General features: G+C 62.8%; 14 protein-coding genes. 8 read left to right on the forward strand and 6 right to left on the reverse strand.

Features of this window, described 5'->3' with window-relative positions; translation table 11 throughout:
• The 6 genes from WAN71_RS18205 to WAN71_RS18230 all read left to right on the forward strand — a co-directional run.
• On the forward strand, window positions 1-1,378 hold a 1,378-nt coding region (locus WAN71_RS18205; RefSeq protein ID WP_422226674.1), incomplete at its 5' end, for an AMP-binding protein.
• A gap of 12 nt (window positions 1,379-1,390) precedes the next feature.
• Window positions 1,391-2,533 carry an acyltransferase family protein gene (locus WAN71_RS18210; protein ID WP_422226675.1) on the forward strand — a complete coding sequence of 381 codons (1,143 nt, stop codon included), beginning with the start codon at window positions 1,391-1,393 and terminating at the stop codon, window positions 2,531-2,533.
• Between the two features lie 209 nt (window positions 2,534-2,742).
• Window positions 2,743-3,573 carry a glycosyltransferase family 2 protein gene (locus WAN71_RS18215; RefSeq protein WP_422226676.1) on the forward strand — a complete coding sequence of 277 codons (831 nt, stop codon included), beginning with the start codon at window positions 2,743-2,745 and terminating at the stop codon, window positions 3,571-3,573.
• An 82-nt stretch (window positions 3,574-3,655) separates the two neighbouring features.
• Window positions 3,656-5,182: a PE-PPE domain-containing protein gene (locus WAN71_RS18220; RefSeq protein ID WP_422226677.1), complete on the forward strand. Its 1,527-nt coding sequence runs from the start codon at window positions 3,656-3,658 to the stop codon at window positions 5,180-5,182.
• 49 nt (window positions 5,183-5,231) lie between these two features.
• On the forward strand, window positions 5,232-6,062 hold the full coding sequence (locus WAN71_RS18225; RefSeq protein ID WP_422226678.1) for a glycosyltransferase family 2 protein: 831 nt from the start codon (window positions 5,232-5,234) through the stop codon (window positions 6,060-6,062).
• Window positions 6,063-6,147: 85 nt separating this feature from the next.
• Entirely contained in the window at window positions 6,148-6,861 is a 714-nt protein-coding gene (locus tag WAN71_RS18230) for a class I SAM-dependent methyltransferase (protein WP_422226679.1), read from the forward strand.
• Window positions 6,862-7,050: 189 nt separating this feature from the next.
• Here the strand turns inward: WAN71_RS18230 and WAN71_RS18235 are convergent, their stop codons facing one another.
• The 6 genes from WAN71_RS18235 to pks2 all read right to left on the reverse strand — a co-directional run bounded on the left by WAN71_RS18235 (window position 7,051) and on the right by pks2 (window position 21,409).
• Complete coding sequence (locus WAN71_RS18235) at window positions 7,051-7,788, reverse strand: O-methyltransferase (protein ID WP_422226680.1); 738 nt, start codon at window positions 7,786-7,788, stop codon at window positions 7,051-7,053.
• A 76-nt stretch (window positions 7,789-7,864) separates the two neighbouring features.
• Window positions 7,865-8,593: a GAP family protein gene (locus tag WAN71_RS18240; RefSeq protein ID WP_422226681.1), complete on the reverse strand. Its 729-nt coding sequence runs from the start codon at window positions 8,591-8,593 to the stop codon at window positions 7,865-7,867.
• Window positions 8,593-9,843, reverse strand: a complete 1,251-nt coding sequence (locus WAN71_RS18245; protein ID WP_422226682.1) for a glycosyltransferase — start codon at window positions 9,841-9,843, stop codon at window positions 8,593-8,595. The genes WAN71_RS18240 and WAN71_RS18245 overlap by 1 nt, the downstream gene beginning before the upstream one ends.
• A 114-nt stretch (window positions 9,844-9,957) precedes the next feature.
• Entirely contained in the window at window positions 9,958-13,527 is a 3,570-nt protein-coding gene (locus tag WAN71_RS18250; protein ID WP_422226683.1) for an RND family transporter, read from the reverse strand.
• Between the two features lie 52 nt (window positions 13,528-13,579).
• Window positions 13,580-15,004 carry a condensation domain-containing protein gene (locus WAN71_RS18255; RefSeq protein ID WP_422226684.1) on the reverse strand — a complete coding sequence of 475 codons (1,425 nt, stop codon included), beginning with the start codon at window positions 15,002-15,004 and terminating at the stop codon, window positions 13,580-13,582.
• 57 nt (window positions 15,005-15,061) lie between these two features.
• Window positions 15,062-21,409 carry a sulfolipid-1 biosynthesis phthioceranic/hydroxyphthioceranic acid synthase gene (gene pks2, locus WAN71_RS18260; RefSeq protein ID WP_422226685.1) on the reverse strand — a complete coding sequence of 2,116 codons (6,348 nt, stop codon included), beginning with the start codon at window positions 21,407-21,409 and terminating at the stop codon, window positions 15,062-15,064.
• Window positions 21,410-21,870: 461 nt separating this feature from the next.
• Between pks2 and WAN71_RS18265 the strand changes: the two genes are divergently transcribed.
• Window positions 21,871-22,995: an NAD(P)H-dependent flavin oxidoreductase gene (locus WAN71_RS18265; RefSeq protein WP_422226686.1), complete on the forward strand. Its 1,125-nt coding sequence runs from the start codon at window positions 21,871-21,873 to the stop codon at window positions 22,993-22,995.
• A complete protein-coding gene (locus WAN71_RS18270; protein ID WP_422226687.1) occupies window positions 22,992-23,732 on the forward strand; it encodes a TetR/AcrR family transcriptional regulator in 741 nt (246 codons plus the stop codon). Before WAN71_RS18265 ends, WAN71_RS18270 begins: the two co-directional genes overlap by 4 nt.
• The last annotated feature ends 179 nt before the right edge of the window (window positions 23,733-23,911 follow it).

Consider the following 23,911-nt stretch of genomic DNA (forward strand, 5'->3'; position numbering starts at 1 on the left):
GGTGGCGGGCAACGTCGCCGAATACGTCAAGTCGCGGCCCGACGGACCTGCGCCGGCTGTGGTGGAAGTTGACCTGTTGGACCTGGACGCTCGGAGCGGGTCCAGGGCCGGAAACGACAGCCGCGCCGACACCGCGTATTTGCAGTACACGTCTGGATCGACCCGCTCGCCCGCCGGGGTCATGGTCAACTACCGGAGCCTGCTGGCCAATTTCGAGCAGATCATGTCTGACTATTTTTCCGAGAACGGCAAGGTGGCTCCGCCTGACACCACTTTTGTGTCGTGGCTGCCCTTCTACCACGATATGGGTCTGCTGCTCGGAATCTGCGTACCGCTTCTGGGAGGTCTGCATGCCGTCGTGACCAGTCCTGTGTCGTTCCTGGCGCGGCCGGCACGGTGGATGCAGATGATGGCGACTAACAGCCACGTCTTCTCGGCAGCGCCGAACTTTGCCTTCGAACTGGCGGCGCGGAAAACATCAGACGAAGACATGGCCGGGCTCGACCTCGGGAACGTGCTGCACATTCTCAACGGTAGCGAGCGAGTGCAACCCGCAACGCTCAAGCGCTTCACCGAGCGGTTCGCCCGCCACAATCTTCCCGGCACGGCGCTGCGCCCCTCCTACGGAATGGCCGAAGCGACGGTGTATCTGGCGACCCGCAAACCTGGTGAACCACCGCACATCGTTCATTTCGAATCCGAGAAATTGGCCGACGGCCAGGCCAAGCGGTGCGAAAGCTCAGATGGCACACCGCTTGTCAGCTACGGCGTGCCGCACTCACCGATCCTGCGGATCGTCGACCCCAATACCTGCATCGAGTGCCCGGCGGAAACGGTCGGTGAGATCTGGGCACACGGCGACAACGTCGCCGCCGGCTACTGGCGCAAACCAGAACAGACACAGCACACGTTCGGTGGAAAGCTGGCGAGCCCGTCGACCGGGATGCCCGAGGGGCCGTGGTTGAGAACCGGAGACCTGGGTTTTTTCTCCGAAGGCGAATTGTTCATCATTGGCCGCATCAAGGATCTCTTGATTGTCTACGGCCGCAATCACTCTCCCGACGACATCGAGGCGACGATTCAGGAGATCACGCGGGGCCGCTGTGTGGCGATAGCGGTTCCAGAGGACGGCACCGAGAAGCTGGTCGCCATCGCCGAACTCAAGAATCGGGGGGAGGCCCGCGAGGAAGTGCTGGACAAGCTCGCCGGCGTCAAGAACGAAGTCACCTCGGCGATCTCAACCTCGCATGGTCTGAGCGTCGCGGACCTTGTTCTGGTATCACCGGGGTCGATTCCGATCACCACGAGCGGCAAGGTCAGGCGAAGGGCCTGTGTCGAGCAATACCAGCAGCGTCAGTTCGCGCGCCTGGATGCCTAGGGATCACCTGGCATGAGTGGGAACCCCGAAGTCCCCAGCGGGTCAACGACGTTGTCAGACGTTGACCCGCAACTCGGCAGGCGACGCCGTGAGACACTCGGGCAGGCATTCGACCCTCGAGCGAACGCGCTGAACTCTTTCCGATTGGCGCTGGCGACGGGGGTGATCCTGTGGCACAGCTTCCCGCTCACGGGTCGCCACTTGCCGTTCGCGGTTCACCAGCTTTTCAGCCAGGCGTGGGTCGACGGGTTCTTTGCGGTCTCAGGATTTCTCATTACGTCGAGTTGGCTGAGCAGGCCGAGGCTCGGCGCATACTTCGCCGCTCGGGGTCTTCGCATCGTCCCCGGGTTATGGGTCTGCCTGGCCATCACCGCGTTCGCCATAGCTCCGATCGGTGTGGCGATTCAGGGTGGTTCTGCCGCCAGGCTGTTGCTGTCCACCGCACCAATCGGATACGTCGTCAAAAACAGCGCAATCTGGATTTTCCAAGTTGATATCGGGGGAACACCGCGCGGGATCCCAGATCCGGGTATGTGGAACGGTTCGCTCTGGACGCTCCAATACGAGGTGCTCTGCTATATCGCTGTTGCTGGTCTCGGCGTAGTCGGGCTCCTCGGTCGCCGGTGGTTTCTTCCGACGGCCATGGCATTGGCCCTCACTTGGGCGGCGCTGGCTTCATACACACTCGACGGAGTACCGACCGTCGCGCAGAACGGTGCGCGCTTCGCTGTCATGTTTCTGGCCGGCGCGCTCCTACATCAGTTTCGGGACTTGATTCCCGCACGATGGTCGCTCGTCGCGGTGAGCGTGGCCGTCGTGTTAGTGGCCACCCTGCTGCCGGACTACCGCTTGGTTGCTGCCATTCCGCTTGCTTACGCCGTCATCGTTTCGGGTGCCCTCATCCACAACGAGCGGTTCAGACTGCGTAACGATCTTTCTTACGGTGTTTATATCTACGCGTGCCCGATCCAGCAGCTGCTTGTCATCTGCGGGCTTGGCATCTTAAACCCGATCGTGTTCACGATTATTGCGGCCGTCGCCACTTTGCCGTTCGCCGCAATGAGCTGGTTTTTGGTCGAGAAGCCTGCGATGGGACTAAAAGCTCGGATCAGGGGGAAAGGGGTCCGCCCCGGCCTTACAACGTCAGTCCCGTAGACGGTTTCGGGTCAAAACCAAACCGCTAGCAGCAGTCTGTCTCGATGTCACCAACATGCGGGGCGGTCGGGCGGGCGAATCCAGTCAGTGGTTTCATTAGGCCCTGGCAACGGCCATTGCCGCCAAAACCACCTGGCCACGCCGGCGACAACGGGCTGCTCTCCGCACGTTGACTCATCCCGAGATAGCCTGCGGGTATCAGAATGTCGATGTACAATCAGCTTGTGCCCCTGCTGATTACGGTTCCAGTGTATGGCCAGCATGAGTATACGTATGCTCTCGTGCACGACTTGGAGCGTGAGGGGGCCGACTATCTTATCGTTGACAACAGAGGAGACTATTCCGCGGTCAGCAAAGAACGGGTTCTGAAACCCGGAGAGAACCTCGGCTGGGCGGGGGGCAGCGATCTCGGGTTCCGAATCGCGTTCTCGGAGGGCTACTCCCACGCGATGACGCTCAACAACGACACCCGCATTTCGAGGGGATTCGTCGACGCTCTGATCGACCCGCGCCTACCCGCCGACGTCGGAATCGTCGGCCCGGCAATCGATCATGGATTCCCATCTGCGGAAGCTGACGAGAAACCGGACGCAGCAGACTACGCTCCCCAACCGCGATATCGGGCAGTGCCGGCCGTAGAGGGGACGGCGCTTGTGCTGTCGCGCGAATGCTGGCAGACCATCGGCGGACTGGACTTACAGTCCTTTCGGCGATACGGATGGGGGATCGACCTCGACCTGGCGTTGCGTGCCCGGAAAGCGGGGTACGGCTTGTATATAACCGAGATGGCCTATCTCAACCACTTCGGACACAAGACCGCCAATGCCCACTTCGGCAGACGGCGTTACGAGTGGCAAGCCAACTTTGAAAAGGTGCGTGGCTTACGGAAACTGCATGGTCGTAAGTGGCGTAAGCAATTCCCGCGGGGGTCGTGGGTGCAGCCGATGTTCGGCAAAGCGGATGCGAGCAAGACCTATGCGGCGTACCAGTTTGCGGAGCGATCACACTCAGCTGTCGAGCCGGTTGTCCCTGGCTGCTGAGTTTCAATGATCAACGTGCGCCGGCTGGTGAGACTCTTAGACGCCTTGCCCCCGGAAGCGTAAAAGTGTGTAGCACGCTGCCGTGCCGCAGCTAATCGTCTGGTATAGCCTAGGTTTCGACGTTGAGGGTACGACCTTCCGGGGGGTCACGATGACTGGCCGTAACTTCCGATGGCTGGCTTTCGCGCTGTTAGCCAGTGGCGGTGCAGGTCTATTGTCACTTACTTCGATCATGAATTCGGCCTTTGCGTATGGGGCGCCGGTCGATACCGACCCGGTGGTGCCGTTTGAAGTGATGGGCGGCAGCGGCTTGCCGACACCTTCGACGGAGCTCATCGATGAATTGCAATCGCTCTACTTCCCTTCGACAGCACTTTTCCCGGGGCAGCCGACGTTCCCGGATGTCGACCCCAACGCGTTAACGACACCCGAGCAGTTCTATCCGATCACTGGCGTTAACCAATTGCCTCTCGATACCTCGGTGGCCGAGGGACTGACGGTCTTGAATGAGACGATCGCTCCGAGCCTCAGCGCCGGCGACCCGGTCGACATTTTCGGCGCCTCGCAAAGCGCCGTTATCGCCTCACTGGAAATGGAGCAGCTTGAGGCAACGGATCCGTTGGCTCCAGCATCTTTCGTGCTGATTGGTGATTTGATGAATCCCAACGGTGGAATCTTCGAGCGCTTCGACGGCCTGACTCTCCCGAGCCTGGGGCTCGACTTCTACGGCGCGACGCCAGCCGATGACTTCCCGACCACCATTTACACGCTCGAATATGACGGCTACGCCGACTTCCCGCGGTACCCGCTAGATATCTTGTCTGACTTGAACGCTGTTGAGGGTATTAATGTTGTCCACGGCCAGTATCTCGACCTGACGCCGGCAGAGGTTGCGACGGCGATCCAGCTGCCCACCTCGGGAGCCACCGACACCACCTACTACCTGATCCCTGTCAACGACTTGCCGCTGCTGGACCCGGTCCGTGGCATTCCGCTCATCGGCAACCCATTGGCCGACCTGTTGCAGCCCGACTTGACGTACCTGGTGAACCTGGGCTACGGCGACCCGCTATATGGCTATTCGACCGATGCGGCGAATGTGGCGACGCCGTTCGGCTTGTTCCCAAGCCTCAGTGATATCGAGATGATGCCCGGTCTTCTGGTCAGTGGGGCCGAGCAGGGCATCGAAAACTTCATCGGCGATTTCACCGGCAGTGGGCCGAACCCCGTGGACCTTTCTCTTAACTCTCTGACCTCACTAATGGATTCGTCGTCGGGAACAACGAGCGCGTTGCCCGACCTCTCGACCGCACTGGCGAACTTCGCCAGTGACCCCGCACTGCTGCTCACCGGGTTCTCGAACACGCTCTCGAGTGATCTCTCAACCGCGTATGGCACCTTGCTGCCGACCGCAGATATCGCGAATGCCCTTTTGACCACCCTGCCGGCATACGATGCCAGCCTTTTCCTGGACAACCTCTCCGACCCGATCAACGCCATCGGCTTGCCAGTCGCGGCCGACTTGGGGCTCGGCATATTGCTAGCCAATATGGAAACCGACGTCGTCGCCACAGCGGCCGAGACGATCCTGAGTTCCGTCAGCCCGTAGCCTTGATAGCGGAGCATCTCTCACTGCTTCGTCTTAGATAGCGAGTGCCATGGTTAAACGGTTACCGGTCGTCGCGGCCATACCGAACTTCAATATGGCCGAGAATCTTCGTAACTTGATCCCACAAGTCTTGGCGCAGCGCTACGACGGCGTTTTCGTACTCGACGACGCCTCCACCGACCACAGCGTGGATGTGGTTGGTGAGTATGGCGGCGATGTAAAAGTGGTGCGGAGCCCCGAGAACCGGGGTGCCGGTGCTAACCGTAATCAAATAATCGATCAAGTCGGCGACGAGGCAATTATTCACTTCATCGACGCCGACATGGACTTGAAAACGGCTGAAACACCCGCTGTCGCAAGGCAAGTCATTGATCGATATGCAGACCGCGGAGTCGGCGTGGTCGGCGGGCTGGTCACCCGCTTAGACGGTGGTCAGGAGTACTGTAATTACGGTGCTGTGTTCTCGCTCTGGGGGAATTTCACGTCAAACGGTCCGCGGTTGATCGACCGCCTCAGGGACAAGCCACGGCTGGCCCGCGCTGTGCATCGGGCGGCCGCTCCGACTATGACTGGCTGGCCCAACGTACTCGAGCCTCCCGCGCCGGCGCCGGCTTATTGGGTTCACGAAGGCAATATGCTGGTCCTCGCCGGCACATTCCGATCGGTTGGCGGCTACGACTCGAAATTGCGGCATCACGAGGTTCAAGACTTGGCGATACGGTTGGAAAAGCGGGGCATTAAGACGCAGTTCGATCCAAGCATCCAAGTCGTTCACCAACACATCGATGTCAGAGGGAAGAACCGAAGCAAGTGGGCGCACGAAGCGACGCAGTATCTGATACGCAAGCACGGGTTGTATCGTTTCCTGACCGACCGTTAGCACCTCACTCGCCAGCACCGAGCGCGGAGCAACGGTCCGGCGGAAACCCGTGCTTGTCCCGTGCGAATGCAATAACATCCGGCCAGTGAGTCACCCGGAACAGCTCGGCTTCTTCGCGGCCGTCGTCGACGCAAACCGCTCCCTCGTAGCTGGTGCGAAGGTTTTGGAGATCGGTTCCTGCGACGTAAACGGAAGCATCCGCGGACTATTCGGGACTGCTGCCAGCTACGTCGGTGTGGACCTCAGCGAAGGGCCAGGCGTCGACTTGGTGGCATTTGGTCACGAGGTCGACCATCCTGACGGCAGCTACGACATCACCATCTCGGGTGAATGCTTTGAGCACGACCCGCACTGGCGCGAGACGTTTGAGAACATGGCCCGTATGACGCGGCCGGGCGGGCTGTTGGCCTTCAGTTGCGCTTCTCTTGGGCGCCCCGAGCACGGAACATCGCGCACGGACCGGGCTGACTCTCCGGGCACCCAGTCACGAGGGTTGGATTACTACCGCAACTTGACTGCCGCTGACTTTGAGCCGGTGCCGTTGGCTTCGATGTTCAGCCGGTGGCGGTTCTGGTATCTGCCGACGCACTTCGATCTTTACTTTGTCGGCGTGAAGATCGGCGACGATAGTGTTCAATTTCCCAACGATGAAGTGATTCATAAGCTGCGGTCACTGATGCCGTTGTCGGATCGTTTGACCAGGATTCCAATGCGAGCCCTGGCCCACAGTGTGTCCCATGACCGCTACCAATCGATAATTTTGCCCTTCTGGAAAGCGCTGACACATCTACCGGGCTAGTACCGTTAGGAAACAGCGTCACGCTGTGCACGCATCGTTGGTTGCGGAACGTCCGGATGTAGTCGCCCGTGACGATCCGCTACTGACAGGGTTGCGCCGCCGTCTAGGCTCGACAGGTATTCGCCCGGGCGTTGGGTTTACGAGTTAGTGTCGCCTAATGCGGCCGACGGTTACGCAGACATCGTTGAATCAGAACGAGCGGAACCACTTCCAGTTACGGTTGTCTTCTGTCACCTTCTGGAGTGCCACCATCGACGGATACTTTCCAAGCCCGTAGAAGTAGTCGTATAGCCAGCGTGGAAACAGCAACTCCGCAAACGGCTTGCCAAGTCTCCAGAGCACATTCACTACTCTCGTGACCGGGCCGGCGGCGCCTGCGACGATCCGGTAGCAGGGGTACTTCGCGAAGTACGATATGGCCTTCGACACGCTGATCCAGTTTGCATCATCGATGATGATGTATCCCCCCACCTTGACCAGCCTGTTGGCGTAGTACATGTCGATCAGCGTTTGGTCGAAGGTGTGCCAGCCGTCAATGAACGCCAGATCGAATTCGGCGCCCTCCTTCAGCAGTTGGGGTAGGGCGATCTCCGATGGTTCTTCACGAAGTTCGTAGAAGTCGATGCCTGCGCGGTCGAGGTTGGTCACCCCAACCCCGCTCCAGGCGGTGCTTTCGTCCGGGTCGACGATCACGTGATGCGCACCTGGGCGTCCAGCAAGTGCGCTCGCGATATGAAGAGACGACAAGCCGTAGGCGCAGCCGACCTCGAGCGTTCGTATGACGTTCGGACGGCCGGCGATAAACTCTGTTAGGAAACTACCTTCGGCGACATCGATGCCGTGTTTGTGAATCGGATACGTTTTCCCGTCTTCGGCAGTGACAGTTCGTTCCCGGCGGATTTCGTCAATTAGCGCTTGTGCCTGCATGACTCACTCTCTAGGTTTCGGGCTTACTCTGGAAGCCGTATTGGCGCGGTCAGTTCGCCGCTTGAATGTTTGGGCCTCAGCCGCTGCCGGTGACCACCAAGCAGACTCCCGCCACACCGATCATGAGTGAGAGGATTCGCCGACGATGAGTCCGCACCCAGCTGTTCAGCTGGTCAATGATCGCCAGCGTTCTCGTCGGCGTCGCAAGATAACTGACGAGCGTAATCTCGCAAACCGCAAGCATTACGACATTGAATACGACGGCGGCACTGATCTGCGTGCCAATTGCGCCTCCCATGGCCAGGATGGCGGTGAGCGCGACGAGGTATTCGAGGGGTGCGGGACCTGTTCCGATGCCGGCCGCAAGCGCCACCCACAAAGACTCCCCTCCTAGCACGCGCCGCGCGCGGCCCAGCAGTTGCGAGATTCCGGGCGGCGTGCTCGGCTGCAGCAACAATGCCGACGGATCGCCACCTACCGACACGGGCACCCGAAGCCGCTGTCGCGCCGGCAAGCCCGCTGTAGTCAGCGCGGCGAGAAGTAGTGCCAGCACACCAAAGGCGATCTGGGCGTGCCGGACTACGGGAGTTGCAGCAAGAGAGCTCAAGTTCTGCAGAAGCGTTGGCGCGAAGTCACGCATCATCGTCAGCACCACTACGGCGGCGGTAACGCCTACCAACATGGCGCCGAGCCAGTATGCAAGCAGGTTAAGAATGGGTCGTGGTCGGGAGATCAGAAGCAGGGTGACGCCGAGACGCACCGGATCGGTCGCCATCATCAGCGCTAGCACGAGCACGGTGCCCATCAGGAAGCCCCCCTCCGGCCGGCGGTCTCTTCCAGAAGATCAGCAGCGGTGGCCACGCTTGCCTCGGGTTTGGTCATCCGGGTGGCAATTTCGCGGGCCCTGCCGACATATTCTGGCGTGAGGATGGTAAGCAGGTCGCAGGCCAGTGATTCCTGTGTGGTGGCCGAGAAGCGCCGGGCAGAACCGACTTTCAGTCTTCTAACCTGAGCTGCCCAGATCGGCTGGTCTGCGGTGACCCACAGAATCAGTGTCGGGACGCCCGCTCGCATGCCGGCGGCCGTGGTTCCTGCACCGCCGTGGTGAACGACTGCGCGGCAGGACGGGAGGACGGCCGCGTGGTTGACGGCACGGACCAGCTTGACGTGGCCACGATCTGGGATGCCGGTGCCATCGTTTGCGCTGGTGCAGATCAAGGCGCGCTCGCCCAGTCGCGAGCAGGCACCGCTGATCATCGCAACCGTCTCGGCCAGTGCGTGCACCGGCATGCTGCCGAAGCCGAAGTAAATCGGCGGCGTTCCGGCGGCAATCCACGAAGCGACCTCGTCGTCGGCATCCGTTGGCAGCTCCATCGTGAGCGCACCGACGAAGGGCCGCAGGCCAGCGCATTTCGCCCAGTCGTCTGCCAGCCCGGGAAAGCAGAGTTCGTCATAGGCCTGAATATCCAGCGATTCGCGCTCGGTGATCCGTCGCGTCGACGGTGTGGTGATGGGCGGCAAGCCCAGTTCGCGGCGTTGGGCGTCCTCGGCAGCCTTCGTCATGCGCCAATGCAGCCACCAGAGCGCTGAAACGGCGGAGCGGGTCACCGGGGGTGGCACCATCGGGAGTAGCCGGCCGTTAACCCGCACCGGGAAGCTGTGCAGCGCCGCCAACGGAATCCCATAGAACTCCGCGACGTTCACAGCCAGTCCCTGCTGGATCATTCCCGTCAGCAGCAGATCGGCGCCGTCCGCCAGCGACGCCAGCGTCGTGCCCATGTCCGCCCAGACCTGGCTGAGGTAGTCCTTACCCACGCGCACCACTTTGATCGGAGTCGTGATGTTCCAGAAGTTGTGCACGAAGTCCTCCTCGTGCATCGCCTGCGCATCCGGCCCGTAGCAGACCGGAGTAAGCCCAGCCGACTCGACGAAGCCGAGCATGTCGGGCGGAACGGCAGCGCACACTTCGTGACCTCGGCGCTGCAGCTCGAGACCGACTGCGGCGCAGGGCTCCACATCGCCGCGAGTTCCGTGTACTGCCAGGGCGAATTTCATAAGCAGCGCACCGGCATTGCCACCACACGCTGTGGAAGGCTTCGTATCCCGAGAGGGCACGGTTGCGAATAGAAACGCGATCTTACCGACAACGTTTGTCGCATAGAACTTGTGTCACTCATCGTTATTACTCGCGCCAGATTGAACAATCAGCTGACGGTCTGCGCGGGCACATCTAACTTTTGACACACACTCTAAGGGCGACGGGCCCAGGCAGTTCCAGCCTTTACATGAAGGCATTTCATGTTCTCCGACTGGTTGTTCGCCGTTGGCGGGCATCTGGCCGTCGAGTGTGTTTTCCAGGGTGGTCGTGGTGTGCTCCTCTGGCAGGCAATCAGTACGGACCTGCGGTGGAAGCTGGTGCCCAAGGTGTTCGTAGTTTCGCTGAGCGTGTTTACGGTGCCTGTGGTCGGCGCTCGGCGGCAGGGCGACGCGGATCTGCTCACGCCCGCCTAGCGAATTGATTTTCAGGCGGTGGCTCGTCGATCCCGGTATCGACTGAGCATTCAGCGGCGCTTGGTCGGGGAGGGGTTCGTGGCTTTGGCCGGCGACAGGACCGTGCTGCTGGACAACGCTCGACGGCAGGTCCAGGCTGAGTTGTTCGCTTGCGCTTGGTGTTTCGCTCTCCGGGCCCTGGGTTGCGGTTGCCGGCGCGGCCCGACGAACTGGTGCATGCCGCTGCGGACGGAACCGCGACGGCCACCAGTTCGCTCGGCCGACCATCGCTGCAATTGCGGGCACCGTAATGGTGCGCACCAGGAACGTGTCAAGCAAGATGCCCATGCCGAGGACGAAACCTGCCTGGACCATCATGCTGATGGTGGCGAACAGCAGTCCGAACATCGAAGCGGCGAAAATCAGACCCGCTGCGGTGATGACTCCGCCGGTCGAACTTACCGTGCGGATGACGCCGAACCGGACGCCATGCGGCGACTCGTCACGGATCCTGGAGATGAGCAGCAGGTTGTAGTCGGCACCCACCGCCACAAGGATGATGAAAGTCAGCCCTGGCACACTCCAGTGCAGTTCTTGACCGAAGATGAATTGAAAAGTGATGACGCCGATGCCCAGCGCCGACAAGTACGAAATTACCACGGACAGGATCAAATACAACGGCGCAACAACCGCCCGCAGCAGCATGACCAGGATCATGAACACGATGAGGATGGTCGCGATGACGATGAACTCGAAGTCTCGGTTGTAATAGTCGCGCGTGTCCCGAAGTCCGACGGAAATGCCGGCCAGCGATATCTTGGCATCCGCCAGCGTGGTATTCGGTTGGGCCTGATGCGCGGTATCGGTGATCGCATTGACCTGATCCATGGCTGCCACGCTGAACGGATTCAGCTTGGTTTGCACCAGGTATCGTGCCGAGTGGCCGTCGGGGGAGATGAATATGCCGGCGGCTTTCTTGAAGTCGTCTTGGGTCAGAATCTGTGGCGGAATGAAGAATCCGCCCATCGTCGGGGACGATGCGCCGGATTTCATGGCTAGCAAGTATCCGGATGCGTCGCCTAGGCCGGCGCCCATGTGCCTGGTTTGGTCGACGAGTTGCTGCACACCGGCGGCCAGTTGACGGCTGCCGTCTGCGAGTTGCTCCGCCCCGTGTTGGAGGTTGTCCAGCTTGGCCGGCACGCCGCCGGGATCGCTGCCCGCCAGTGACCGCATGCTGTTGGTGGCGGTGCTGAGTGCTTGTCGCAAGCCTCGCGCTGTCGACTCCAGGGAGTCGGTGCCCTGCGTCGCTTGCAGCTGCTTGGCCAGATCCGACAGGTTGTTCAAGGCCCCGCTGTTGCGAACGTCGGCGAGGCGCTGCAACTGGTTGCGAGACGTGACGCAATCCGGATTCATCGAGCAAACGGGGGTGGCGTTGAGCGCGGTGAGAATGGGACCGGCAAAGCTGGCGGTGTCGTTGACGTCTGCGATGTTCACGCCAAGGGACTGACCGAGATTATGCATCTCGGTGACCATTTTGGCGGCTTTGTCGATGTCGTCGAAGGTCTTTCCTTCGCCGAGGCTCTGCACGAAAGTAAGTGCATCGACTAAGCCACGGGTGCCGGCCACTGCTTGGCCGACTTGGTCTCGTACCTGGCCGAGGGCATCGGCCAGTTGGTCGGCGCCGTGGGTCAGTTTGTCGAGGTCCTCGTTGCGTTGGTGGATCTGTTGCGATGCGTCGTTGAGCTTGTTGCCCACCTCGCCCGCTTGCCAGGCCAACCTGGCCTGTTCCAGCGACTGGCCCATCGGTCGGGTAATGCCGCGAACCATCGCGACGCCGGGCAGCTGACTTACCCGCGCAGCCATCTGCTCAAGGTCGGCAAGAGCTTTCGGGTTGCGGAGGTCATGCGGCGAGTGAACGAAAAGGTATGCCGGAATGATCGAGTCCAAAGGGAAGTGGCGGCTCATCGTGTTGTACCCGGCGGCGCTCTCGACCGAATCCGGCAGCGTCTTGCGATCGTCGTAGTTGTAGCGCGCGAAGCCCTCGCAACTCGCCAGAATCGCGAGCACTACCAAACTGGCGACCAAATGGACTTTGGGCCGGCGCACGATGCGTATGCCCGAGCGCCGCCAGAAACGAGTGGTGAGTTCGCGCCTCGGCTTGATCCAGCCTCGTCGCCCGATGAGCACCAGGATTGCCGGCAGGATGGTGACCGCTGCCACGAACGCCACAAAGATCGCGATTGCCAATGCCGGGCCGACCGTGGAAAACACCGGCAGCCGGGTGAAGATCATCGCGAAGAACGTGACCGCCACCGTGGCCGCCGATGCGGCGATCACCTTGCCGATGGACGCCAACGCCCGCTTAACCGCTTCGTCCGAGCTCACACGCATGCGGACGTAGTCGTGGTAGCGGCTGATGAGGAAGACGGCGTAATCCGTTCCGGCGCCGAATATTATCGCGCTCATGAAGACTATGGTCTGACTGGAGATACCCAGGCCCAGCTCGGCAGCGCCCGCCAACACACCCTGCGCAGTCGCCAGGGATATGCCGATCGTGACCAACGGCACCAGCATGGTGATGAGATTTCGATACACGACCAGCAGGATGAGAAGCACCAAGACCGTGGTCCCGATCTCGATGACATGCAGGTCCCGCTCGCTGATGGCGATCAGGTCCGCGGCGGTCGCCGCGGGTCCGGCCATGTTGGCGGTCAGGGTGGATCCCGCGACAGTCTTCTTGACCAGGCCGGTGACATTTATGTATGACATCCGGCCTTGAGGTGAACCCGCGTCACCGGTGAGGCTGACGGGCAAGTACCAGGCCTTCTTGTCCTTTGCGGTGAATACCTCCCGCAGTTCTTTCGTCGTCAGGAAGTCCTGCAGGTCCACCACGTCCTGCGTGTCCCGATGCAGCTTGCCGACCAGGGCGCGGTAGGTGCTCTCGTCGCCGGGGCTCAGCCCCTTCTCGTCGCTGAGGACGATCAAAACGATGTTGCCGGAGCCTTTGTCGTGAAACGCGTCGACGATTTCGCGGGTGGTGACCATCACCGGGGCGTCGTCGGGCAGCATCGCCGGTTGCTTCTGTGCTGCGACCACGGCAAGCGGCGGCACAGCCAGCGTCAGCACAGCCGCCAGCGCGATCCAGAAACCGATGACCACCAGCGGCCGACGCACCACTAGATTCCCCAGCCGTTGGTAGATGTTCCCGGCTGCGGCCAGTGCCTGCGTGTTAGGTATCCGAATCTTCATCTACGAACTTCCGGCCCCGGAATGCTCCTAACCTTGTCGATCGGTGGTGATCTCAAGCGACGACGGCATCACGAATGACTCTCACCGCCTCCCGGCCCTGGGCAATGCGCAGATACACAGAACGCAGGGTCGCTATGTAGCGGCTGACTGATTCGCGGGCGATCGGATTGTTGGGGAACATCACGATCGCGTGAGCCTCGTCCTCAAAACGATTGACCCGTATATCGAATTGAGCCGGAATCCCACCGTCGTGGTAGATCCTGGCGTTCGACCCATCCAGGTGCGAGTTGACCAGAGCGGACAGCGGAGGAATGCCCGCGTCCAAGAAGAACAGCAACGGCACGCGTCCCTGCGGCCTTCTCAACCAGGGCGCCAATTCGAGCACTCGGCCCCAGGGCACGCTGGCCAAGTCTTTGCCGGCGTCGAACGATGCCTGAGCGGCGCGGGCCATATCGCCGAAGCTCGTCGTGACCGGGACGGTGATTGGCGCGAAGCCGGTGTACCAACCGTTTGTCACGAAGTCCGCCGGGCTGCTACGGGTGTCCGTGGCTGTCATCGCGTAATAGGTTTGCGCTCCAGTCAACTCGTGCTCGGCGATAGCGGCGCAGGCGAAGACGCCGCCGCTGAAGCGCGCACCTGCCGCTAGACAGGCGGACTCGAATGCGGCGGTCTGCCGCTCATCTAACAGGGTCGCGCTCATGAGGTCGGTGGGGGCCGATTCACCGAGTGGCAGTCTGCATTCTGGCAAGGTTCCGTTGTTGCTCTCCAGGAATTCGAGCCATGCGCGGACTTGCGGTGACTCCAGGGTGAGCGCCGACAGTTTCTCGTGCTGCCGGCCGCAGAAATCGAGATAGCTTCCCGGAGTCGGCAGCCGAAGTGGCGCCCCGCCTCGCGCCAGCGCCGCGTACATCATGTGGATTTCGGTGAACATCATCCCGATGAACATCGCGTCAATGTAGAGGTGATCGACGATTACGCACAAGGTGAAGTGGTCGTCGTGCTGAATGAGCATGAAGCGAAAGCAGTCCCAGTCCAGCGGGTTGGGGGTGGCCAGGACCTTGCGTTGCCATTCCTCCGCCGTCATCTGACCGTGCCTGGTCGGCACGAACTCGATGTCGTTCGGGTTGGGGATGGTGCGCCGGACGAAGTGGTCGGCGTCGGTGTACTCGAACCAGCTGCGATAGGTGTCGTGACGGCGCAGATGTGCGTTGATGACGTAGGTCATGGTGCGGACGTCGCACCGACCGGGTATTTCCCATGTGGCGATGCACAACCGCGCCATGTCGAGGCCTTGGTCTGCGTACCTGCAATAGGTGCGAAGATGTTCGCTTTGCATGTGGCTGGCCGGCACATCACTGACCGGCGCCTGCCTGGCTTTTTCCAGCGCTGCAGCCGACGGGTCCCAGGTCACCACCGAGCCTTCATCGGGTACCCACTCGCAAATCGAGCCGATGGCCACTTTCCCCAATGCAAGCACTTTGTTCCTCCGTTCAAACTATTGGTGCAGTAGGCATTTGGACGCGCCGACCCGGCATCACGACGGTGCCGGGGCGCCTTCTTGGGGTGCCAGCCTTTCGCGTATCAGCTCGGCCAACCCCCGCACGGTGGTGATGTCGGTGGACGTTATGCGTATGCCGGTCTCGGTCTCGATGCGGGTACGCAGCTCGAGGTTGCCCAGCGAATCAACGCCGTACTCCGATAGCGAACGGTCGGGATCAACGCTGCGGCGCAGGATCCGGCTGATCTGGTCGGAGATCATCCGCCGAAGCAGGCCCCCCCACTCGTCGGGCGGCAACGCTTTGAGCTCGGTGAGGAATTCGCTTGCACCCCTTGGGCTTTGCCCCGACGCCCGAAAAGCCTCGGCGAACCGGCTGCGCTGTGCGAAGGAAGTCAACCACGGTGTTCCCGTCGTTGGCGCGTATCCACTGTAGGCGCGGTCGTGACTAAGTAGTGCCTGGAATGCGTAGGCGCCTTCGTCCGGTGAGATCGCGGCATCGGAGCTTTCGGCCAGCGCGGTGGCTCGACCGATCTCTGCCCAGGCTCCCCAGGCAATCGCAGTGGCCGGAAGACCCCGGGCGCGCCGCCAGTGGGTGAACCCATCCAGCCAGCTGTTGGCTGCCGCGTAGGCGGCCTGCCCGGGTGAGCCGACCAGTGCGGCGGCCGAGGAAAACGAGCAGAACCAATCCAGCGGCTGGTTTGCCGTCGCGCTGTGCAGATTCCAGGCACCGTAAACCTTTGGCGCCCAGTCACGCTCGATGAGCTCGACGGTGACGTTGGTTAGCGTCGCGTCCTCCACCACCGCCGCTGCGTGCAGCACCCCGCGCACCGGAAGTCCGGTGGCGGTCGCAACCTTTACCAACCGGTCGGCCGTGGCGGGTTCGGCGATGTCGCCGCAATCCACCGCGATGTCGGCACCAACGGCCCGGATCAGCTCGACGGTCTCGAGCGCCTTGAGTGTCGGCTGTGAACGTGAGGTCAGCACGATGCGTCCGCAGCCGGCCGCGGCCATCTTCTCGGCGAGGAATAAGCCCAGTCCGCCCAGGCCTCCGGTAATGATGTAGGCGCCGTCGCCCCGGAAGATCCGAGCCTGCTCGGGAGGCACCACCGCCCGGGTGCTGCCGGTGTGCGGTATGTCGAGCACCAGCTTGCCGCTGTGCCGGGCGCCGCCCATCACCCGAATGGCGGTAGCGGCGTCGGCCAACGGATAGTGCGTGCTTTGCGGTAGCGGCAGCGTACCGTCTGCGGTGAGCCGGTAGACGGTGTCCAGCAGGTTGCGGACCTTTTCGGGATGGCTGACGGACATCAGACCCAGGTCGACGGCGTAGAACGCGAGGTTGCGGCGGAACGGGAAGAGGCCCAGACGGCTGTCACCGTAGATGTCGCGTTTGCCGATCTCGATGAAGCGCCCGCCGAAGGCCAGCAGTTCCAGGCCCGCGCGCTGTGCAGCGCCGGTGACGGAGTTGAGGACGATATCCACGCCGTAACCGTCGGTGTCGCTGCGGACCTGTTCGGCGAACTGGATGCTGCGCGAGTCGTAGACATGCTCGATGCCCATGTCACGCAACAGTTCCCGGCGTTCCTCATTGCCGGCGGTCGCGAAGATCTCCGCCCCGGCGTTGCGGGCCATGGCGATCGCGGCCTGGCCCACCCCGCCCGTCGCCGAGTGGATCAGCACCCGGTCACCCTGACCGATCCTGGCCAGATCATGCAGCCCGTACCAGGCGGTGGCGTGCGCGGTGGTGATCGCAGCAGCCTGCTCGTCGGTCAGGGCGCGTGGCAGCGTAACCGCAAGGTGCGCATCGCTGTTGACAAACGTGGCCCAGCAGCCGTTGGGCGATATGCCACCGACGTGGTCTCCGACCCGGTGTGTGCTGACGCCGGGCCCGATTGCGGTGATCACACCGGCGAAGTCGGTGCCCGTCTGCGGCAGGCGGCCCTCGAAGCTGGGGTAGCGCCCGAAGGCGACCAGCACGTCGGCGAAATTGATGCTCGACGCGCTCACTGCGACTTCGATCTCTCCTGGCCCCGGCGGAATGCGTTCGAAGGCCGCTAGTTCCATCGATTCCAGGTCACCGGGTGTGCGGATCTGCAAGCGCATCCCGTCGTGCTCGGGATGCACGATGGCGGTGCGCCTCTCTTCGGGCCGTAATGGGGTATTGAACAACCGGGCGGTGTACCACTGGCCGTTGCGCCACGCGGTCTCGTCCTCGTCCGACCCGCCCACCAGCTGGTGTGCGAGTTGCTCGGCGTCGGTGTTGCCGTCGAGGTCGATCTGGGTGGTGCGCAGGTGCGGATGTTCGGAGCCGATCACCCGGATCAAGCCGCGCAGGCCCGCCTGCTCGAGATCGGGCCGGTCGGCGGCCACCACCGCCTGCGTGCTGCGGGTGACGACGTAGAAACGAGGTGGCTCGCCCGGGGTATCCGGCAACTCGCGCGCGATGCGCACCAGATGATGGACATGCTCTCGCCCGCGCGAAGCGACTTGCTCATCCGGATTGCCGTTCTTGGGTCCGGTCAAGACCACCACACCACTGAACTCGCGGGTGGCAAGGTGAGCGGCAAGCAGTTCGGCATTGGCGGCGTGGTCGGAATGCTGCGGCCAAGCCATCGTTGTCGGTTGTGCACCAAGCAGTTTCAGCGCATCGGTCAACTTGGTTGCCACTACGTCGGCGGTGTCCGAGGTGCTGATCAGCAGCCACGCCCCGGGTTCGGTATCGGCGGCCTCAGGCAACGTGCGTTGCTGCCATTCGATGGTCAGCAGCCGCTCACCAAGGACACGGTCGCGGTTTGCGGCCTCAGACATGGCGCTGCCCAGCCTCAGTCCGGACACCGTCAACAGCACGGCGCCGTTCTCGTCCAAGACATCGAGATCGGCCTCGACCCCGCTTGCATCGACCGTGGCCACCCGCGTGTAGCAGTAACGAGCATTGCGCGTGCCGTCGTAGGCGCGCAGCACGCGCACACCCAGAGGCAACAACAGGCCGCCGCCAGCGGCGTTTTGGACGTCGGGATGGACGGCGACGGACTGGAAGCAGGCGTCGAGCAGCGCCGGGTGCACGCCATAGGCGTCGTGCTGTGAGCGGATCGACCGGGGCAGGGCTACCTCGGCCAGCACGGTGGAAACCGCCTCTTCACCGGTGCGAGTTGACGCCAATCCGGTGAAAGCCGGGCCGTAACGAATACCGCGGTCATCGAACCACCGCCGCATCTCGGCCCCCTCGATGAGGCGCGGATGCGCCGCGATCAGCGCGGCTACGTCGTGCGCCGCTGGCCGTTCCCATGTGTCCACCGCGAGTAGCACCGCACTGGCTCTCCGCTCATGCTCGCCGTCCCCGTCGGTCTGGGCCACGAAATTGACGACACCCGGCGAGGCGACCGTGGCGACGGCGTCGACGGGGGTTTTCTCGTCGAGCAGCAGCATCTGCTCGAAGCGGACGTCGCGGACCTCCGATGCCTCGCCGAGCACAGTGCGAGCCGCCGCGAGCGCCATCTCGCAGTAGGCAGCTCCGGGAAGAGCCGCCACGTTGTGCACTTGATGGTCACCGAGCCACGGCAGAGCGTCGGTACCTACCTCGCCCTCCCACGCATGGCGTTCGGGCTCCTCGTGCAAACGAACATGCGAACCCAACAGCGGATGCACCGAAATCGTGCAGCCGCCGTGCGTCGGAGACTCGTGACCGTCGCGGCTCAACAACAGCGGGCGGTGAGTCCAGGTCGGCAGCGGCGCGTCGACCAGGTGCCCGCTCGGGTAGAGCACTGCGAAATCGACTGTGGCGCCGGCGCAATACAGATCTGCCAACAACTCGAGCATCCCGTGCGGCAGGTGCTGCGCGCGACGCATCGCGGCCAGTGCAGCTACCGGCACGTCGACACTGTGGGCGGTCTGCTCGACGGCGTGAGTGAGCAGCGGGTGTGGCGCCAGCTCCGCGAAGGTCCGGTAGCCGTCCTCCATCGCTGCCTGCACCGCCGCGGCAAACCGCACCGTGTGCCGCAAGTTGTCCGCCCAGTAGTCGGCATCGCACACCGGTGGCTCCCGCGGGTCGAACAACGTCGCCGAATAGTAAGGAACCTCAGGAGTCATCGGACGCAGGTCGGCCAATGCGTCAATCAGGTCGTCGAGGATCGGATCGACTTGCGGTGAGTGCGACGCCACGTCGACAGCCACTTCCCGAGACATCACATCACGCTCTTCCCATGCGGCCACCAGCTCGCGAACCGTCTCGGTGGCGCCACCGATCACCGTGGACTGTGGCGAGGCCACCACTGCCACCACGACGTCGTTGACGCCGCGCGCCATTAGCTCTGAAAGCACTTGCTGGGCAGGCAATTCCACCGAGGCCATGGCTCCGGAGCCGGCAATGGTCGACATCAGCCGCGACCGCCGGCAGATGACCCGGGCACCGTCTGCCAGCGAGAGCGCTCCGGCCACGACGGCGGCGGCCGACTCACCCAGGGAATGCCCGACGACCGCACCGGGAAGCACCCCATGGGCCTTCATGGTCGCTGCCAGCGCGACCTGCACGGCGAACAGGGTCGGCTGCACCCGGTCGATGCCGGTCACCGTCTCCAGCGCAGACATCGACTCGGTCACCGAAAAGCCTGCTTCGCTTGCGATCAGCGGCTCCACCTCGGCGACGGTGGCGGCGAACACCGGTTCGGTGGCCAGTAGCTGCGCACCCATCGCGGCCCACTGCGAGCCCTGTCCGGAGAACACCCACACCGGTCCCCGGTCGTCTTGGCCGACCGCGGGCGGGTGGGGTGTGTCACCATCCGCCAACTCCCGCAACGCCTGCACCAACTCGTCGGTGTTGCCAGCGATCACCGCCGTGCGCACCGGCCGGTGGCCACGCCGACGGGCCAGGGTATAGGCCAGATCCGACAGCGCCGTGTCGCCGGCGTGTGCGGTCATCCAGTCGGCGAGTCGGCCAGCGGTCCGGCGTAGTTCCTGCTCGGAGGTCGACGACAGCGGGAACAGCAGCGGTTCGGTGATTGCGGATCCGTTCGCAGCGTCCTGCCGCGTCTGTTGCGGTGCTTCTTCGAGGATCGCGTGGACGTTGGTCCCGGACAACCCGTAGGACGACACCGCAGCTCGTCGCGCGTGGAAACCGTTGGTGGGCCACGGAGTGGTCGTCTGAGGGACGAACAGCCGGGTATCTATGCGGGCGACTTCATCGGGTAGCCGGTTGAAATACAGATTCTTCGGAACCACGCCATGTTGCAGTGCTAAAACCGTCTTGATCAGGCTCAGCGCCCCTGAGGCCGCTTGGGCATGCCCGAAATTTGTCTTCACCGACGCCAGCGCGCACGGACCATGGGTGCCGTAAACGTTGGCGAGGCTGGTGTATTCGATGGGATCACCCACCGGCGTGCCGGGCCCGTGCGCCTCGACCATGCCGACGGTGCGGGCATCTACGCCCGCGGCGGCCAACGCCGTGCGGTAGACCGCGGTTTGGGCCGTGGCCGACGGCGTGGCGATGTTGACCGTGCGGCCATCCTGATTGGCCGAGCTGCCGCGGATCACGGCCAGGATGCGATCGCCGTCGCGTTGGGCGTCGGCCAACCGCTTGAGCAGCACCACCGCGCATCCCTCGGAGGGCACGAAACCGTCCGCCGTGGTGTCGAAGGCATGGCACCGTCCGGTCGGTGAGAGCATCCCCTGGGCCGACCCCGACGAGAACTTGCGGGGGTCCAGTATCACGCTGGCGCCACCGGCCAGGGCGAGATCGCTTTCGCCGTCGTGCAGGTTGCGGCATGCCATATGCACGGCGAGCAGACCCGACGAGCACGCCGAGTCCACCGTCATCGCCGGACCGTGAACGCCCAGGGCGTATGCGATCCGCCCGGACGCCAGGCTGAAGGTGGTGCCGGTGAAACCGTAGGGGCCCTCCACGGAGTGCGCGTCGGCGGCGAGCAGTTGGTAGTCGCCGTGGGTCAGGCCGACAAACACACCCGTCAACGAGTTAGCAATGCTGGCCGGGCTGACACCGGCGTGCTCCATGGCTTCCCACGAGGTCTCCAGCAACAAACGATGCTGCGGATCGATCGCGGTCGCCTCCCGCTCGTTGATCCCGAAGAATTCGGAGTCGAAGCCGCCGACATCCTCGATAAATGCGCCCCAACGCGATACCGACCGCCCGGGCACCCCCGGCTCGGGGTCGTAATACTCGTCGGCATCCCAGCGATCCGGCGGAATTTCGGTAATCAGATCGTCACCTCGTAGTAACGCCTTCCACAGCAGGTCAGGAGAATCGATACCGCCGGGTAACCGGCATGCCATCCCGATGATCGCAATCGAAGTGGTGGGCGTATTACTCTGGGTGAGCAAAACACGAGCCGAATCAGGGTTCGGCGCACTCTGAGGAATCGTCTCAAAGGCGGTCATTTTCCCCTCCTTATAGCAACGGCAGAGTGCGCGGCCCAACTGCCTGGGTCAAGCGTGGAGCCCGTCTCGGGTGCTGCGGGATCTTACGCTCACGTCAATTTTGACGCGCGCGTTGGTAGATGCATTTATGCACGTCAGTGGGCCTTATGAGAAGGTATTCGGCATACGATCAAGATCAGGGTCGGTGACCCGGATCGTTACCTATCGTGATGTTGCCGGGAGGCCTCGTCAACTCGAGCGCCCCTTATTTACCCCCGCCTAAGCGAGTTCTCAGCGGGCTATCAGCTATTGTGCTGTTGCGGTGTGTTTTTACGCACTCGCACGTTTTTATGATTGCCTTTTAAGGCACGCTGTTGTATACCTTGCAGCCAGCTGAATTCATTAGACGAAGCTTGAAATTGGGTCCATGTATACATGCTTACTGATTGACACGTCAATCAGTAATTCGTAGCGTGGTCAGGGTGCACACCAGAGTCGCGGAGATGCTGGGGATTGAATTCCCGATTTGTGCGTTTAGTCACTGTCGTGATGTCGTGGCCGCCGCGTCCAATGCGGGCGGGCTCGGCATCCTCGGCGCCGTCGCGCACAGCCCCCAGCGGCTGGAAACCGAGCTGACCTGGATCGAGCAGCAAACCGGCGGCAAGCCGTACGGCGTCGACCTCCTGTTGCCGCCTAGGTATGTCGGCGTCGAGCGGGGCGGGATCGATACAAGCCAGGCGCGGGAGCTGCTGCCGGAGAAACATCGGGCGTTCGTCGACGACCTGCTCGTCCGCTACGGCATCCCGGTGCCCACCGACGAGCAGCGTCGGCCGCCCGGTGAGCTCAACATCTCCCCGAAGGGCTACGAACCGCTGCTCGACGTCGCCTTCGCCCACCGGATCCGGCTGATAGCCAGCGCTTTGGGGCCGCCGCCGCCGGACCTGGTCACCCGTGCCCATGACAACGACGTGTTGGTGGCCGCGCTGGCCGGCACCACGCAGCACGCGCGGCGACACGCCGCGGCGGGTGTCGATCTGATCGTCGCCCAGGGCACCGAGGCCGGCGGCCACACCGGCGATGTGTCGACGATGGTGCTGGTCCCCGAAGTTGTTGATGCGGTCGACCCGGTACCGGTGCTGGCCGCCGGCGGGATCGCCCGCGGCCGCCAGATCGCCGCGGCACTGGCCCTGGGCGCCGAAGGCGTGTGGTGCGGGTCGGTCTGGCTGACCACCGAGGAAGCCGAGACGTTACCCGTCGTAAAAGACAAATTCCTGGCCGCCGCGTCATCGGATACCGTGCGATCGCGATCCTTGACCGGCAAGCCCGCGCGCATGCTGCGCACCGCCTGGACCGACGAGTGGGAGCGGCCCGACAGTCCCGACCCGCTCGGTATGCCACTGCAGAGCGCGCTGATCGGTGACCCGCAAGTGCGCATCAACCGCGCCGCCGACCAGCCCGACTCCAAGGCCCGCGAGCTGGCCACCTACTTCGTCGGCCAGGTCGTAGGTTCGCTGAACAAGGTGCAGCCGACGGCCGCGGTGGTGCTGGAGATGGTCTCCGAATTCATCGATACCGTCGCGCGTCTCGATGAGTTGGTCGATCGTTGAAGGACGACTCCGGCACGCGCAGGCGCCGTGCGGTCAGCAACGAGGACAAGTCTCGGCGGCGTGACGACATTATGGCCGCGGCCAAGAAAGTCTTCGTGCGCCGTGGCTTTCACGCCGCCACGATCGCCGACATCGCCAAAGAGGCGGGGCTGGCTTACGGGTCGATCTACTGGTACTTCGACTCGAAGGACGACTTGTTCCAGGCCTTGATAACCGCCGAGGAGTTGGCCCTCCGCGCCCATGTCGGCGTCGCGCTGGCCGACAGGGGCACCCAATTTGACTACGCCGAAGCAGCATTTCGGGCCACATTGCGAGCGACATTCGAGTTCTTCGAAGCCGACAAAGCCACCGCCAAGCTGCTCTTCCGTGACGCCTACGCGATGGATAGCAGATTCGACAAGCAGTTGGGCGGCGTCTACGAGCGGTTCATCGACGACATCGAAACCAGCATCGTCGCTGCCCAGGAGTGCGGAGAAGTGGTGGCCGCACCGCCGCGCATGGTGGCCTACACACTGGCGGTGGTGATCGGTCACTTGGCGCACCGGCGGCTGACCATCGACGACGGCGTCTCCGCGACGGAAGCCGCCGATTTCGTTGTCGCGCTCATCCTCAACGGCTTGCGACCGCGAAAGAGCGGGACTGATGGTGAGCCCTCTCGGGCGGTCCCCTGCAACGGGGCTGGAATACCGCCTTCTGGGGGAATGCCCCCAGGGCGGCCTCCATCGTCGGTGGACTGACAGGGTGGTCGATCGTTGACTGACGACACACGCGGGCTTCATGCGGTCAGCGACGCGGACCATCTGAGCGCTGAGATCTCGGTTCCCGACGATCACGAACTCATAACGGCTGGTCAGGCCCCTAGTAGCGCTCAGCAAGTTATTATGTGTGGCGAATTGACCCGGGGGCGATGTTCGTG

This window comes from Mycobacterium sp., from assembly GCF_049280035.1.
In the GTDB taxonomy this organism is placed as follows: domain Bacteria; phylum Actinomycetota; class Actinomycetes; order Mycobacteriales; family Mycobacteriaceae; genus Mycobacterium.

Coding starts and splice junctions, on each gene's coding strand:
- WAN71_RS18210 (WP_422226675.1), top strand. CDS start 1,391: ATGAGTGGGAACCCCGAAGTCCCCAGCGGGTCAACGACGTTGTCAGAC.
- WAN71_RS18215 (WP_422226676.1), top strand. CDS start 2,743: ATGTACAATCAGCTTGTGCCCCTGCTGATTACGGTTCCAGTGTATGGC.
- WAN71_RS18225 (WP_422226678.1), top strand. CDS start 5,232: ATGGTTAAACGGTTACCGGTCGTCGCGGCCATACCGAACTTCAATATG.
- WAN71_RS18235 (WP_422226680.1), bottom strand. CDS start 7,788: ATGCAGGCACAAGCGCTAATTGACGAAATCCGCCGGGAACGAACTGTC.
- WAN71_RS18240 (WP_422226681.1), bottom strand. CDS start 8,593: ATGGGCACCGTGCTCGTGCTAGCGCTGATGATGGCGACCGATCCGGTG.
- WAN71_RS18245 (WP_422226682.1), bottom strand. CDS start 9,843: ATGAAATTCGCCCTGGCAGTACACGGAACTCGCGGCGATGTGGAGCCC.
- WAN71_RS18250 (WP_422226683.1), bottom strand. CDS start 13,527: ATGAAGATTCGGATACCTAACACGCAGGCACTGGCCGCAGCCGGGAAC.
- pks2 (WP_422226685.1), bottom strand. CDS start 21,409: ATGACCGCCTTTGAGACGATTCCTCAGAGTGCGCCGAACCCTGATTCG.